Annotated in this window: 11 protein-coding genes; 3 read left to right on the top strand and 8 right to left on the bottom strand. The window is 41.9% G+C overall.

Features of this window, described 5'->3' with window-relative positions; all coding sequences use genetic code 11:
• The first annotated feature begins 280 nt into the window (after nt 1–280).
• On the top strand, nt 281–436 hold the full coding sequence (locus ACE3G9_RS10495) for a hypothetical protein (RefSeq protein WP_417879103.1): 156 nt from the start codon (nt 281–283) through the stop codon (nt 434–436).
• A gap of 94 nt (nt 437–530) precedes the next feature.
• Here the strand turns inward: ACE3G9_RS10495 and bioD are convergent, their stop codons facing one another.
• The 4 genes from bioD to bioB are packed head-to-tail and all read right to left on the bottom strand — an operon-like array spanning nt 531 to nt 4,322.
• Nucleotides 531–1,214 carry a dethiobiotin synthase gene (gene bioD / locus ACE3G9_RS10500; RefSeq protein ID WP_449219094.1) on the bottom strand — a complete coding sequence of 228 codons (684 nt, stop codon included), beginning with the start codon at nt 1,212–1,214 and terminating at the stop codon, nt 531–533.
• Nucleotides 1,211–2,014: a malonyl-ACP O-methyltransferase BioC gene (gene bioC, locus ACE3G9_RS10505; protein WP_417879105.1), complete on the bottom strand. Its 804-nt coding sequence runs from the start codon at nt 2,012–2,014 to the stop codon at nt 1,211–1,213. The genes bioD and bioC overlap by 4 nt, the downstream gene beginning before the upstream one ends.
• Nucleotides 2,014–3,264, bottom strand: a complete 1,251-nt coding sequence (locus ACE3G9_RS10510; protein WP_449219095.1) for an 8-amino-7-oxononanoate synthase — start codon at nt 3,262–3,264, stop codon at nt 2,014–2,016. Before ACE3G9_RS10510 ends, bioC begins: the two co-directional genes overlap by 1 nt.
• Before the next feature lie 5 nt (nt 3,265–3,269).
• A complete protein-coding gene (gene bioB, locus ACE3G9_RS10515; protein ID WP_417879107.1) occupies nt 3,270–4,322 on the bottom strand; it encodes a biotin synthase BioB in 1,053 nt (350 codons plus the stop codon).
• A 109-nt stretch (nt 4,323–4,431) separates the two neighbouring features.
• On the opposite strand from bioB, the gene bioA reads away from it, so the two are divergent.
• A complete protein-coding gene (gene bioA / locus ACE3G9_RS10520; RefSeq protein ID WP_449219096.1) occupies nt 4,432–5,784 on the top strand; it encodes an adenosylmethionine--8-amino-7-oxononanoate transaminase in 1,353 nt (450 codons plus the stop codon).
• A gap of 129 nt (nt 5,785–5,913) precedes the next feature.
• The gene (locus tag ACE3G9_RS10525) at nt 5,914–6,510 is read left to right on the top strand and encodes an ATP-dependent zinc protease family protein (protein WP_417879109.1); all 597 of its coding nucleotides are present in this window, start codon (nt 5,914–5,916) and stop codon (nt 6,508–6,510) included.
• Nucleotides 6,511–6,819: 309 nt separating this feature from the next.
• Here the strand turns inward: ACE3G9_RS10525 and serS are convergent, their stop codons facing one another.
• The 4 genes from serS to ACE3G9_RS10545 all read right to left on the bottom strand — a co-directional run bounded on the left by serS (nt 6,820) and on the right by ACE3G9_RS10545 (nt 13,651).
• Nucleotides 6,820–8,142 (bottom strand): serine--tRNA ligase, encoded by a 1,323-nt coding sequence (gene serS / locus ACE3G9_RS10530; protein ID WP_449219097.1) that lies wholly within the window; start codon nt 8,140–8,142, stop codon nt 6,820–6,822.
• A gap of 148 nt (nt 8,143–8,290) precedes the next feature.
• Complete coding sequence (locus ACE3G9_RS10535; protein WP_449219098.1) at nt 8,291–9,640, bottom strand: replication-associated recombination protein A; 1,350 nt, start codon at nt 9,638–9,640, stop codon at nt 8,291–8,293.
• Between the two features lie 30 nt (nt 9,641–9,670).
• Nucleotides 9,671–10,270, bottom strand: a complete 600-nt coding sequence (gene lolA / locus ACE3G9_RS10540; protein WP_417879112.1) for an outer membrane lipoprotein chaperone LolA — start codon at nt 10,268–10,270, stop codon at nt 9,671–9,673.
• An 87-nt stretch (nt 10,271–10,357) separates the two neighbouring features.
• On the bottom strand, nt 10,358–13,651 hold the full coding sequence (locus ACE3G9_RS10545) for a DNA translocase FtsK 4TM domain-containing protein (protein ID WP_449219116.1): 3,294 nt from the start codon (nt 13,649–13,651) through the stop codon (nt 10,358–10,360).
• Nucleotides 13,652–13,722: the final 71 nt, after the last annotated feature.

Genomic DNA, 13,722 nt, shown 5'->3' on the forward strand with positions numbered 1-13,722 from the left:
TAAGTTCAAGGTTAAGCGCTAAATTGAAACATTTAATGTCGATACATCAGACACTATTAAGCAGATTAACGATTACTCTATATGCGAGTGTTAAACATACAATTTGTGACAAAAGGCTCAAATATATAGTTAGCTGATTAATACTCAAGTAAATGAATACTAAGCCTTATATAGCCCTTCACCTGATTCACTCTCATTGAGTTATACTTTAGTCGTATTGCCCATAGCAATTATTAACCTTATTTTATCGATATTACTGCTACAAATAAGGATGATAACTATGGCGGATAAGGAAAATTATCAAATGGCGATCGATTTATTATCGTGCCATTTAGGTTTATCAGAAGAAGAAGCAAAAGAGCGTTTAGGTTTAGCAGAAAAGAAATCAAAGCAACCTATCATTCTGGTCCCTGAAAAGTATCAAGTTCAATCATAACCATAACTATACCCATTTAAAGTACAAAGGCCGCATATCATTCGTTATGCGGCTTTTGTTTTCTTTAAGAGTATACCTTTATGTCGTCACTCCACTACTCAAACTTAAGCAAGCCTAAATCAATATATTGTTCCACATCCATCATTTTCGATGCAGGCAAATAAGGAATTTCGGCTAATTTAGGCGCGGCAATATGGCGTTTTAAAAAAGCAACATTCTCATCGTAACAACCAAAATTAGGATCAACCTTATTTGCCACCCAACCGACTACTTCTAAACCGTCATTTTGGATTGACTCTAGGGTAAGCAAAGCATGATTCAAACAACCGAGTCGGATACCGACTACGATAATAACCGGTAATTTTTGCTGTTTTACCCAAGTTGATAAAAACTCACTATCAGACACTGGCACTTTCCAGCCACCCGCGCCTTCTACCACAACTATGTCAGATTTCACTTTATGCTGATCTAGGCTTTTATCTAACGAATCAAAATCAATAGTGACTGATTCCCGCTTAGCAGCAATATGCGGCGATGTGGGTAGCAACAGAGCAAAAGGATTAACCTCGGCATAGCTTAGCTCAACATTCGAGGCTTTCTGTAGCGCTAGAGCATCTTCATTAACTAAACCTTGCTCGCTAACTTCACAGCCCGCCGCGATAGGTTTAAATCCTGAAACTCGATAATCACGTTCAGCAAACGCCTTAATAAGTGCTTGAGATACTAAAGTTTTGCCGACTTCGGTATCCGTACCAGTAATAAATACACAATGACTCATTTTGTCAGCTCTCCTAAACAAACTTGATAAGTGGCAGGAAGTTCACCATTCGAATTTTTAAACACTTGGTAGGCTTGATCGACTTGTAATAAAGTTCTAGGTTTGGTTAACCCTTGTGAGCGTCCAGAAACATGCGTTGCACCAATTCCTTTTAAATCTTTCATTAATTCAATAGCCGAAGAATAGTTAAGTATTATTTTTAGGCTTTCTAACTGACATTGTCTCGCTCCCGATTGAAATACGGCCGATTCTAAGCAATCTATTTGATGGAATTGATTCACATGCTGATATTGACGATCGACTTGCTGCCAAGCAGTATGTAATTCGATTAATGATCCCTGTAAAAGCGTTGAATAAACCAATTTTCCTTGCGGTTTTAATACTTGGACCAGTGATGTCATTAAAGCATCCAACTGATGACACCATTGCAATGCAAGACTGGAAAAAATCAAATCAAAGCTATGGGCTTCAAACGGTAACTGCTCAGCATCCCCTTTCAAGTAAGTCACAGGTAAGTTAACACAACGAGACTGGCACACCGCTAACATAGCATCGGATAGGTCGAACGCGATTACTTGCGCGCCACGCAATGCCAGTAATTGAGTGAAATAACCTGTACCGCAGCCAAGATCCAACACTTTCCACCCTGATAAATCATGCGGTAATTTATCCATCAAAAGCTGCCCAACTTGTCTTTGAAAAGCGGCGTGTTGATCATAGGTTTTCGCCGCTTTACTGAACGCTTGGGCAACGGCTATTTTATCTGTATCTCGACATTCAATATCTAATGCTAACGCCATCAATTCTGCCCTCTAAGATTGGCGTCGAATTGATAATATTGAATAATTGCTTGAGTAAGCTGTAACACTTGTTGTTGAGAGTGACAGCTATTCAAGGTGATCCTTAACCTTGCCGCATTCGCGGGAACCGTTGGTGGACGAATGGCTCCAACCCACATGCCTTTCTGCTTTAAATAACTCGACAAATCGATAGCCTGTTGGCTATTGCCACATATCAAAGGCTTAATCGCCGTACTAGTCGATTTATATCCAGAAAGTGTTGAGAGTGAGCCATGGAAAATTTCCGATAATTCTGCAAGCTTTTCACGTCGCCATAATTGCTGTTGGATCATAGTAATCGCATGACTAATGGCATAAGCTTGCGCTGGAGGCATTGCGGTTGAGTAAACATAATGTCGCGCAAACTGATTCAAGAATTCTCCCGTACTTTCATCGCATAAGATTGCCGCCCCTGAAAGCCCTACTGCCTTACCGAACGTCACGATTAAGATATTAGGTTTAATTCCTGATAGCTCAGTAATCCCACCGCCGGATGAACCTAATACTCCTAGTCCATGAGCATCATCGATGGCCAACCAAGCTGGATATTTTTGGCATTGTAGTGAAAGCTCATTTAATGGTGCGATATCACCATCCATACTAAATACGCCTTCAGATACCACTAGCTTGGCTTGTGCTTGTGCTTGTGTTGGTGTTGCTGAAAGCTCAGCAAGTTTGCGACTAAGATCATTCACATCATTATGCTTAAAACGAGACATTGACGCAGGGCTTAGCATGCCTGCTTCCATCAAAGAAGCATGATTCAATTTATCTTGTATAAGATGATCGTGCTTATCCAATAAGGTAAACAACAAGGCTTGATTGGCGCTAAAACCCGAATTAAATAACACCGCTCGCGAGTAACCCAACCATTCGCACAGCTTAGCCTGCAAACTTTGATGCGCCATAGAGAGCCCAGTTACAGCAGGAGATGCACTACTACCGCAACCGTACTGAGTTAATCCCTGTTGCCAAGCTGAAATTAATTCAGGATCACGAGCAAGACCTAGGTAGTCATTACTCGAAAAATTGATATACGGCTTAGACTCTGCGGTTGAGTCCGAAGTAGAAACTGAAATCTGATTATCAGCCAGATGCGAAAATATTTGGGTGTGTCTTTGTAGCCCTTTTTCACGCCGAGCTATCAAGGCTGTTTGGATTTTTTCATCAAACTGATTTTTGCTAATAAGCTGATGTTTTCTGTTAAACATGACGACTAGCTCTGAGCTTCATAGAACAAGTCATCTTTGGTTGGTCGATTAACGACACGCTCGATAACTTGCTCAATTAAATCACTTTCTTGTACTTCATCCGGTTTCTGGTGTACCTCGGAACGATTAATACCTAACTTTTTAAACAGTTGCAGATCAGTATCTTCTTCTGGGTTTGGAGTCGTCAGTAATTTACAGCCGTAGAAAATAGAATTGGCTCCTGCCATAAAACACAACGCCTGCATTTGCTCATTCATATTTTCGCGTCCTGCCGATAGACGTACTGCAGAATGTGGCATCATAATTCGCGCAATAGCGATTAAACGGATAAAGTCAAATGGTTCAACATCATCCACATTTTCCATTGGTGTGCCTTTTACTTTCACCAGCATATTGATTGGTACGCTTTCTGGCTGAGTGGGTAAGTTCGCTAATTCAACCAATAAACCAGCACGGTCGCTGACACTCTCTCCCATACCAATAATACCGCCTGAACATATTTTCATTCCTGCATCTCTAACATGAGAAAGAGTATCGAGACGGTCTTGATAAGTTCGAGTAGTAATAATATTGCCGTAGAATTCTGGCGAGGTATCAAGGTTATGGTTGTAGTAATCAAGCCCAGCATTTGATAAATCTTGCGCTTGTTCTGGTGTTAACATACCGAGTGTCATACAGGTTTCTAACCCCATCTCCTTGACACCTTTGATCATTTCCATCAAATACGGCATATCACGCTCTTTAGGGTTTTTCCAAGCCGCTCCCATACAAAACCTTGTTGAACCTGAATTTTTTGCTTTTTGAGCAGCATCTAAAACTCGCTCAACTTCCATTAAGCGCTCTTTTTCTACATCGGTTCGATAATGGGCACTTTGTGGACAATACTTACAATCTTCAGGGCAAGCTCCCGTTTTAATTGAGAGTAATGTGCTGACTTGAACATGATTCGCTTGTTGAAAGTTTCGATGTACAAGCTGCGCTTCAAACAATAAATCCATAAATGGTTTATCAAGTAATTCATGCACTTGCTGCACAGTCCAGTTATGCCTTATCTCCACAATTCTTCCTTATCTAAAAAGCATTAATGTAAAAATCTTATGTCAAAAACTTGGCTAGTCTAACCATGCAAGATAACATGTCAACCAAATACAAATAATAAGGTTTACAATGAGTTTAATAACAAACAATAATGCTATGGAAAATTGCGATCTAGAATTTGACCGTCAGCATATCTGGCACCCTTACACTTCGACGCTTGCTCCGCTAAAGTGTTATCCGGTAAGTAAAGCGCATGGTGTACATATTGAATTGGAAAGTGGCGAAACGCTGATTGATGGTATGTCTTCGTGGTGGTCAGCAATTCACGGTTATAACCATCCACAACTCAATCAAGCTGTCCATAATCAAATAGATGCTATGTCGCATGTGATGTTTGGAGGCTTAACTCATCGTCCAGCTATTTCGCTGTGCAAAAGTCTTTTGGAATTGACCCCAGAAAATCTACAACAAGTATTTCTTGCCGACTCGGGTTCGGTATCGGTCGAAGTTGCGTTAAAAATGGCGCTACAGTACTGGCACACAAAACAAGTAGAAAATCCTGAATCAACTAAACGTGCTAAGTTTTTGAGCCTTTCACACGGTTATCACGGCGATACCTTTGCCGCCATGTCGGTGACCGATCCAGATAATTCGATGCACAAAATGTATAAAGGTTTTTTGCCAGAACATATCTTTGCCAAGTCACCGAAATGTTACCAAATTCATCAAGGCCAATGGCCTGCTTATGATCCGCAAGACATTACGGACTTTAAAGATAAGATCACAAAGCATCATCAAGAAATTGCGGCTGTGATTTTAGAGCCAATCGTACAAGGTGCTGGTGGGATGCGGATTTACCATCCTGAGTTTTTAAAAGAAGTGCGTCAACTATGTGACCAATATGAACTACTATTAATTTTAGATGAAATTGCGACCGGATTTGGACGTACTGGAAAACTGTTTGCCTTTGAATATGCGAGCATTGAGCCAGATATCTTATGCTTGGGTAAGGCGTTAACCGGTGGTTATATGACGCTTTCAGCCACCCTCACTAGCCAAACTATTGCCGATACTATCTGTAGCGGAGAATCTGGTTGCTTTATGCATGGCCCAACCTTTATGGGAAACCCTCTCGCTTGTGCGGTTGCCAGCGCCAGTTTAGATATTATTAGGCAAGGTCAGTGGCAACATCAGGTAGCTGCAATAGAATCGATTTTTGAAAGCACACTACCTGAGCTTGAAAACCACCAACGAGTCAAATCAGTGCGCTGGCTCGGCGCTATCGGCGTAGTAGAAACTCGCCAATTAGTTAATATAGAAAAAATTCAGCAGCTATTTATCGAAAATGGTGTCTGGATACGACCATTTGGACAATTGATTTACGTTATGCCACCTTTCATTGCCACGCCAGCGCAAATCACTCACTTGGTTAACACAATAGAATTGGCTCTCAATAACGATAACTGCTTTCAATATACTTAAAGGTAGAGGTAATTAATAACAATTGTAAGTAACCAGCAAAATGCGTATTTTGCTTATTCTGTAGCATCAAAGGTTTGTGTTAACATTGGCCTAAAGATTTTGCCCAATAAAATTTAAGGTTTGTTTAATATGTTTAAATGGTTACTTATTGCTTTATTCTCTTACTCTTTTTCAGCAATAGCAGCAGAACAAGCCCAACCTGTAAGTAAAGTAATACCAAAAGCAATTAACGTTGAGACTCACACCTCAAACGGTAATTTGATCTTGGGTGAGAAAGAGTGGATTTTTATCAAACCACTGAATCGTAATGTATTAGCTCGTGTTGATACCGGTGCTACATCATCTTCGATTAGTGCTGTCGATATCAAAACTTACAAGAAAGATGGTAAGAGCTTTGTTGACTTCAAACTCGCGCATAAAACATGGCAGAGCAAAACGATGACTTACCCAGTCACTCGTTGGGTAGAAGTTCGTCAATCCACATCGGAAGAACCATCAGCTTCTCGCCCAGTAGTGCAATTAGAAGTGCAAGTAGGCGACTACAAAACCAAAACCGACTTTACTTTAACTGACCGTACTCACCTTCAATACCCTGTATTGTTAGGTCGTACCTTTATTGACAATGTTGCCCTAGTAGATGTATCGCATAAATATGTACAACCACGTGTCAAACTAGAAAAAACAATTGCTGAAGACGGTGATAAATCTGCCAAAGCAGAAAAATAATCACGAGATTATACCAATCACACTAATTAGATGGCCAGAAATTGCGTAGAAAAAAGGCTTGAGAACAAGGCGAAAATTTTCGATAAGTAGTTATTCTACAATCAAAATTTCCAACGAAGTTATCGAAACTTTTAGCAAGCAAAAATGATCAGATAATTAGTACGATTGGTATTAATATCACCAAACCTTAAACAACAAAAAACCGAAGCAAATGCTTCGGTTTTTTATTGGTTAAATTTCATCATATATCCAAGTAACGTCAAAATGCAGGATTCACCTGGATATAAAGCGGCAAGATATTACACCACTTTAATTAGACCTTATACCACCAATATGTGTTAAGCCATTCATGTATGGGCGCAATACTTGAGGCACTTCAATTGTGCCATCTGCTTGTTGGTTGTTCTCTAAGATCGCCACCATAGTACGACCTACCGCGAGGCCAGAACCGTTCAGTGTGTGTAGTAATTCAGGTTTCTTCTCGCCTTTGCGGCGGAAACGCGCTTGCATACGACGAGCTTGGAAATCACCACAGTTAGAACACGATGAAATCTCACGATAGGTTTCTTGCGCAGGAACCCAAACTTCTAAATCGTAAGTCTTCACTGCACCAAAGCCCATATCGCCAGTACATAACACAACTTTACGGTAAGGAAGCTCTAGTAATTGCAGTACTTTTTCAGCATGACCTGTTAGCTCTTCCAATGCCGCCATTGAATCTTCTGGCTTCACAATTTGTACTAGTTCAACCTTGTCGAACTGGTGCATACGGATCAGACCACGAGTATCACGACCATAAGAGCCCGCTTCAGAACGGAAACATGGTGTATGTGCGGTCATTTTGACAGGGAGATCCGCTTCATCTGTAATTGTATCACGCATTAAGTTAGTCACTGGCACTTCTGCGGTTGGAATCAATGACAATGTTTTCAGCGGTTCATCACTCACTTGTTCAGTTAGAGGACGAGTGTGGAATAGGTCTTCGCCAAACTTAGGTAGTTGACCTGTTCCAAATAAGCTGTCTGAGTTCACTAGGTATGGGACATACAGTTCAGTATAGCCATGTTGCTCAGTGTGGAGATCCAGCATAAATTGCGCGATTGCACGATGCAGACGAGCAAATTGGCCTCTCATTACGATAAAACGAGAACCGGTTACTTTTACTGCACTAGCAAAATCTAAACCGTCGCCCATTTCACCTAAATCAACGTGATCTTTTAATTCAAATTCATACGCTTTTGGCTCACCCCAACGAGCAACTTCTACGTTGTCATTTTCGTCTTTACCATTTGGTACAGAGTCATCGGGTAAGTTTGGAACTGAGAAAGTAATTTCATCTAGCTTGTTTTGTAACTCAGATAGAGCCGTTTTTGCTGCATCAAGATCAGCGCCTAAATTACCGACTTCCGCCATAATACGCGCGGCTTCGTCGTGATCACCTTTTGCTTTCGCTTGGCCTATGGATTTCGAACGGGAGTTACGCAATGCCTGCAATTCTTCAGTCTTAATTTGTAAAGACTTGCGTTGTTCTTCTAGGCTACGGATGGTTTCTACATCCAGCGTGAAGCCGCGACGGGCTAATTTGGCAGCTGTATTATCCAGCTCAGTTCGAAATAATTTAGAATCAAGCATTGCTAATCCTGTTGGTCTAAGTGTGATTAAAGCAGCCTTTAAGCTACTTTTAAGAAAATGTGGTGTGATGCCTAAACAAGGCAAATGTCATACACCCAAGTAACTTCAATATGCGAGTTGGGTATAATAAAAAGATACCCAAAAAGCACTACTTTTGATAGCGCTTTTGTTGGCTTTTTGCATCTAATTCAGCCAAATACTCTAGCTTATCGTTAATTTTTCCTTCTAAGCCACGATTTGTCGGAAAATAGTAACGAGTATCGGCCATTTCTTCAGGGAAATAATTCTCACCTGCGGCGTAAGCACCGGGTTCATCGTGAGCGTAACGGTACTCTTGTCCATAACCCATATCTTTCATTAAATTGGTAGGCGCGTTACGCAGATGCAGTGGCACATCAAACTCTGGTTGATTATGAGCATCTGCAAGCGCTTGCTTCCAAGCTGTATAAACTGCATTACTTTTTGGCGCGCAAGCTAAATACACAATCGCTTGAGCAATTGCTCTTTCGCCTTCAGCTGGACCAATTCGAGTGAAGCAGTCCCAAGCGGAAATAGCGACTTGCATTGCTCTAGGGTCGGCATTACCAATATCTTCAGAGGCAATCGCTAATAAGCGTCTGACTATATATAAAGGATCGCAACCTGCCGCCATCATACGTGCCGCCCAATAGAGCGCTGCATCGGGGTTAGAACCTCGGATCGATTTATGTACCGCTGAGATTAAGTCATACCACATGTCGCCTTTATTATCGAAACGAGCAACTTTCTCACCCGCTACTTCCGCTAATAAAGCTAAGGTAATGACCTTTTGATTTTGTGAATTTTCATCGGCTAAATCGTACAGTAACTCAAGATAGTTGAGCGACATACGAGCATCGCCATTGACTAAATCAACTAAACGTTCAAGCACTTCATCTTCAAATGTCGCAGCAATTTTGCCTAAACCGCGCTCCGGATCGTCGATCGCTTGCTTAAGCACAGCCATAATATCAGCATGATCGAGAGAGGTAAGCTTATATACGCGAGCACGAGATAACAGTGCGTTATTTAACTCAAAAGAAGGGTTTTCAGTGGTTGCGCCGATAAAGGTCACTGTTCCATCTTCGATATGCGGCAAAAAAGCATCTTGTTGGCTCTTGTTAAAACGATGCACCTCATCAACAAACAAAACGGTTTTACGGCCAGATAGTTTATGCTCTCGCGCTTTTTCAATTGCCAGACGGATATCTTTTATCCCTGACGTCACTGCGGAAATTCGTACTACTTCCGCATTAGCATAATTGGCCGCCACTTCTGCAAGCGTCGTTTTGCCTGTACCCGGTGGTCCCCACAAGATCATTGAGTGCAAATGCCCGGCTTCTAACGCCCTACGTAATGGTTTATTAGAGCCTAGAATATGCTGCTGACCACAGTAGTGCTCAATCGACACTGGCCGCATACGAGCGGCCAGTGGGCGAAAGTCTTCATCAACTGAAAAGTCTAAACTAAAATTATTCATCTTGAAGTCACTTGGGTATAGTCTACCTGATTATTGGCGCTGGTCATCGACCTCAACACCTTTAGGAACACTAAAACTAAAGATTGCAGCATCCGGTTTCTTCATTGAGAAATGGGTAAACTCAAACTGGCTTTTCTGGCCATCTTGTTCTATCACATTAAATTGCTGAACGACACCCTTGGCATTGATTTTGATTTGGAATGTACCAACCGAGCTATCTGCTGCCGTAGGTTTCAACGTGAACGTATCATCCGATTGAGTCACATCATAATGTGCCCAATCACTAGCACGATTTCGGGTTAGCAAAACAAACGGCGTTTGAGCGGTCGCTTGTTCTTGACTTAAAATCGTCACTTGCTCGACAAATGGGCTGTAATACCAAACATTTTCACCATCAGACACGAGCAGAGTTTCATCTGGCGCTGATGTTTTCCAACGAAATAAACTTGGACGAGAGATATCAGCGCTCCCTTCACCATCAAGCAGTACTTCACCTTCAGGGCTAGTCACTTTTTGAGTGAAGTCAGCACTAAAGCCATCATTTTTACTCAATCGAGCATTTAATTCATCTTTCGGTGCTGCCCAAACACTGGTACTTGCCAGTAACAACACTAGTAGCCAATTTCTCATATCCATCCTCGACATTATAAAACTTGATTGCCCAATTTAGAATCTCAATCTCTCTATACCCAAGTCACTTGGATATAGATTAAAATACTAATCAAATTGCTTAATCGGTGGTGGAGCAATCACTTCACGATTGCCGTTATGTCCCGGTGCACTTACGACACCTTGAGCTTCAAGTTGTTCCACAATTCTTGCGGCACGGTTGTAACCAATTTTAAAGCGACGCTGGACACCAGACACGGAACCTCGGCGTGATTCTGTTACGAATTCAACGACTTGGTCGTAAAGTGGATCAGCATCTTCTTCACTTTCTAATTGTTCACCTGGCAATAAACTCTCTGCCGTTGGCTCACCATGAACAATTTCATCAATATAAACAGGCTTACCACGTGCTTTCCAATCATTCACTACCGCATGCACATCATCATCGGAGGCAAACGCACCATGCACACGAATAGTATGGTTTGAACCTGGCGGTAGATACAACATATCCCCCATACCAAGCAGTGATTCAGCACCACCTTGGTCCAAAATAGTACGTGAGTCAGTTTTGGTTGATACGGTAAACGCAACACGGGTTGGGATGTTAGCTTTAATCAGACCGGTAATCACATCTACCGATGGACGTTGAGTCGCCAGCACTAAGTGAATACCTGCCGCCCGTGCTTTTTGAGCCAAACGTGCGATCAACTCCTCCACTTTTTTACCTACTACCATAATCAGATCAGCAAATTCATCGACGATCACGACAATGTATGGCAGTTTTTCTAAACGTGGTGGCATTTCATCCATGCTATCACCCGGTTGCCATAGTGGATCATGGATTGGGTGACCCGCATCAGCGGCCATTTTCAGCTTCTCGTTGTAGCCTTTCAGGTTACGAACGCCTAATGCTGACATGAGTTTATAACGACGCTCCATTTCCCCAACACACCAACGTAAGGCGTTTGAGGCATCTTTCATATCAGTAACAACTTCTGATAATAAGTGAGGAATACCTTCGTAGATCGATAATTCCAACATTTTTGGATCGATCATAATAAAGCGCACATCTTCTGGCGTCGCTTTATACAAGATACTCAAGATCATCACGTTCACACCGACCGATTTACCAGAACCGGTAGTACCTGCAACCAGTACGTGAGGCATTTTAGCTAGATCCGCAATCACCGCTTCACCAGCAATATCTTGCCCTAGCACAACAGCTGTTGGCGATTTAGAATTTTGAAATTGTTCGCTGCTAATAACATCTGACAAATAAACCGTTTCGCGGCTCATATTTGGTAGTTCTAAACCAACATACGGTTTGCCTGGAATCACTTCGACTACGCGCACTGCCATTGCAGATAATGAACGAGCAAGATCCATGGAAAGGCCAGAAATACGGCTCACTTTCACGCCCGGTGCTAAGTCTAACTCAAAACGCGTGATCACCGGACCTGGGAAAATGTCCACAACGCGCGCTTCAATTTTATAATCGGCAAGCTTAGATTCAACCAAGCGAGCAATCTCTTCCAATGCATCGCGGTCAATATGGCTTTCACGTTTTTCAGGGTGATACAACAACTCCAATGTTGGCATTGGTGATGTTGGCACAGGTAAGTTCGCATCTTGTTGTACTAAGAATGGGTTTTGCGATGCCAAGGCGTTTACTTGTGCAGTGGCAACCATATTTTGAAACGCGGCAGCATCTTGATCGGCAACTTGATTTTGCTCAGGTTGGACAGCTTGCTGCACTGGTTCTTCTGGTTGAGCGACAGGTTGTTGAACAGTTTCGTCTTGCGTATTGTCTTGTTGAACCATATCAGCTTGAGAATTGATCTCGGAATGCGTCTGCGTAGATTTCGATTGTTCCGCTACAGCATTCAATGACGATGAAGAGTCATTTGAGGTTGCATTCGTTAGCTCTTCATTATTTTTCGAGTTAGTAAGCTGGGTTTGCGGTGACTGTACTGACTGCTCACTTGCTTGTTGAGGTGAAAAATTTTGCTCAGTAGCAGTAGATACCGTTTGAGATAATTCAGCTTCAACGTTCTGATTAGGTTCATCGTCAAGAACAGAATCGAGATTTCCTAATGAAGGAGTATTTTCATCTAAAGCAGCATCATCGATAGCGCTTTCTGCCTTAGTTGTGCTTTGCTCTGTATTAATTGGTGTTGTTTGTTGACGAGCTTGTGCTTGTAATGAAGCAATAGTATCGGCGTCTTGCTCAACAAAGTCATTTTCAGAAACCGCTTGCTGATCTAACTCTGCAATCGTTGCATTTGGATTTTGGTAACGATTTGATGATTCTGTAGCAGAATTATTTTCAATATCAGAAGATGCTGAACTCATTTCCTGTTGAGTTCTCATCTCTTGCTTTGTGCTCACTGCTGCTTCTACGGTTTGAGCAGGTTGTGCTGGCGTAGCTTTTATTGATGTCGTTACTGAAGGTGCTGAAAATAACGGATCATCCAGATCTTCTTCGCTAAGCTCTAGGTCTGGCTCACTATGTGCACTTGGTTCAATTTGAGTTTTCTTCGCAGATTTACGTGGGAAGTGAATATTGAAACGTGGCTTTTTCTGCTCAGATTCAACAGCTAGCTCAGCAGTTTGCGCATCATCTACGATATCTAACTCTTCATCTTGCTGTAAATTAACCGCTTTCAAAGAAAGTGCATCATCATCAATGCCTTCAATATGCATTTGGCTTAATTCAGCTTGCTGATAATGGTTCGCTGATAGTGTCGTCGGTTCTGAATGACGTGCGCGATTAAATATACGCTGAGTGAAACGTAGAGCAGCTTGTCCTAAATGTTCAACAATGCTCAACCAAGAAATGCCAGTTAATAAAGTAAAACCTGCACCCCATAAAAACATAAATACCAATGTTGACCCTAAAATATTCAATGCAGGAGTGGCAACTGAGGTTAACACATCACCGACGACACCCCCTGATGAGAAATACCAAATATCATCAAAATTAATATCGGCTAGGCCACAGCTGGTTAGCAGCATAATAGTCAGGCCAAGTAGACGTGTACCCCATAGAAAAAAATCAATCCTCTCCCCTTCATCTCGTGAACGGAAGAATGCCCAGCTTGCGCCTAGGATAATAAAAGGTAATGGATAGGCAAACACGCCAAAAGTGAAAAATAGAGTATCCGCAAGCCAAGCGCCTATATAACCACCAGCATTATGGACAGTTCCACCCCACGCTGTTTGTGACCAAGATGGATCCGCTGGGTTAAATGAGAAAAGTGCCACCATCATTAAAATGGCAATCAATAAGCCTAAGATCAAACCACACTCTTTCAAACGTTGTGAACCATTAAGACGAGATTTCGACTTAAATTCTTTCGCTTTGATGATAGTGACGGTTTTCGACTTGCCTTGCTTGAAAATATTTTTACTGTACGTAAACAAAACGTTCCCCTATTCCGAGTGGTTAATGGGCGTTTACTCTTATTTTAGAC

The organism is Vibrio sp. E150_018, from assembly GCF_053544035.1.

Excerpts from the sequence above, each read along its gene's own strand:
- ACE3G9_RS10535 (WP_449219098.1), bottom strand. The coding sequence starts at position 9,640 with ATGAATAATTTTAGTTTAGACTTTTCAGTTGATGAAGACTTTCGCCCA.
- bioD (WP_449219094.1), bottom strand. The coding sequence starts at position 1,214 with ATGAGTCATTGTGTATTTATTACTGGTACGGATACCGAAGTCGGCAAA.
- bioA (WP_449219096.1), top strand. The coding sequence starts at position 4,432 with ATGAGTTTAATAACAAACAATAATGCTATGGAAAATTGCGATCTAGAA.
- ACE3G9_RS10510 (WP_449219095.1), bottom strand. The coding sequence starts at position 3,264 with ATGTTTAACAGAAAACATCAGCTTATTAGCAAAAATCAGTTTGATGAA.
- lolA (WP_417879112.1), bottom strand. The coding sequence starts at position 10,270 with ATGAGAAATTGGCTACTAGTGTTGTTACTGGCAAGTACCAGTGTTTGG.
- serS (WP_449219097.1), bottom strand. The coding sequence starts at position 8,142 with ATGCTTGATTCTAAATTATTTCGAACTGAGCTGGATAATACAGCTGCC.
- ACE3G9_RS10525 (WP_417879109.1), top strand. The coding sequence starts at position 5,914 with ATGTTTAAATGGTTACTTATTGCTTTATTCTCTTACTCTTTTTCAGCA.
- ACE3G9_RS10495 (WP_417879103.1), top strand. The coding sequence starts at position 281 with ATGGCGGATAAGGAAAATTATCAAATGGCGATCGATTTATTATCGTGC.
- bioC (WP_417879105.1), bottom strand. The coding sequence starts at position 2,014 with ATGGCGTTAGCATTAGATATTGAATGTCGAGATACAGATAAAATAGCC.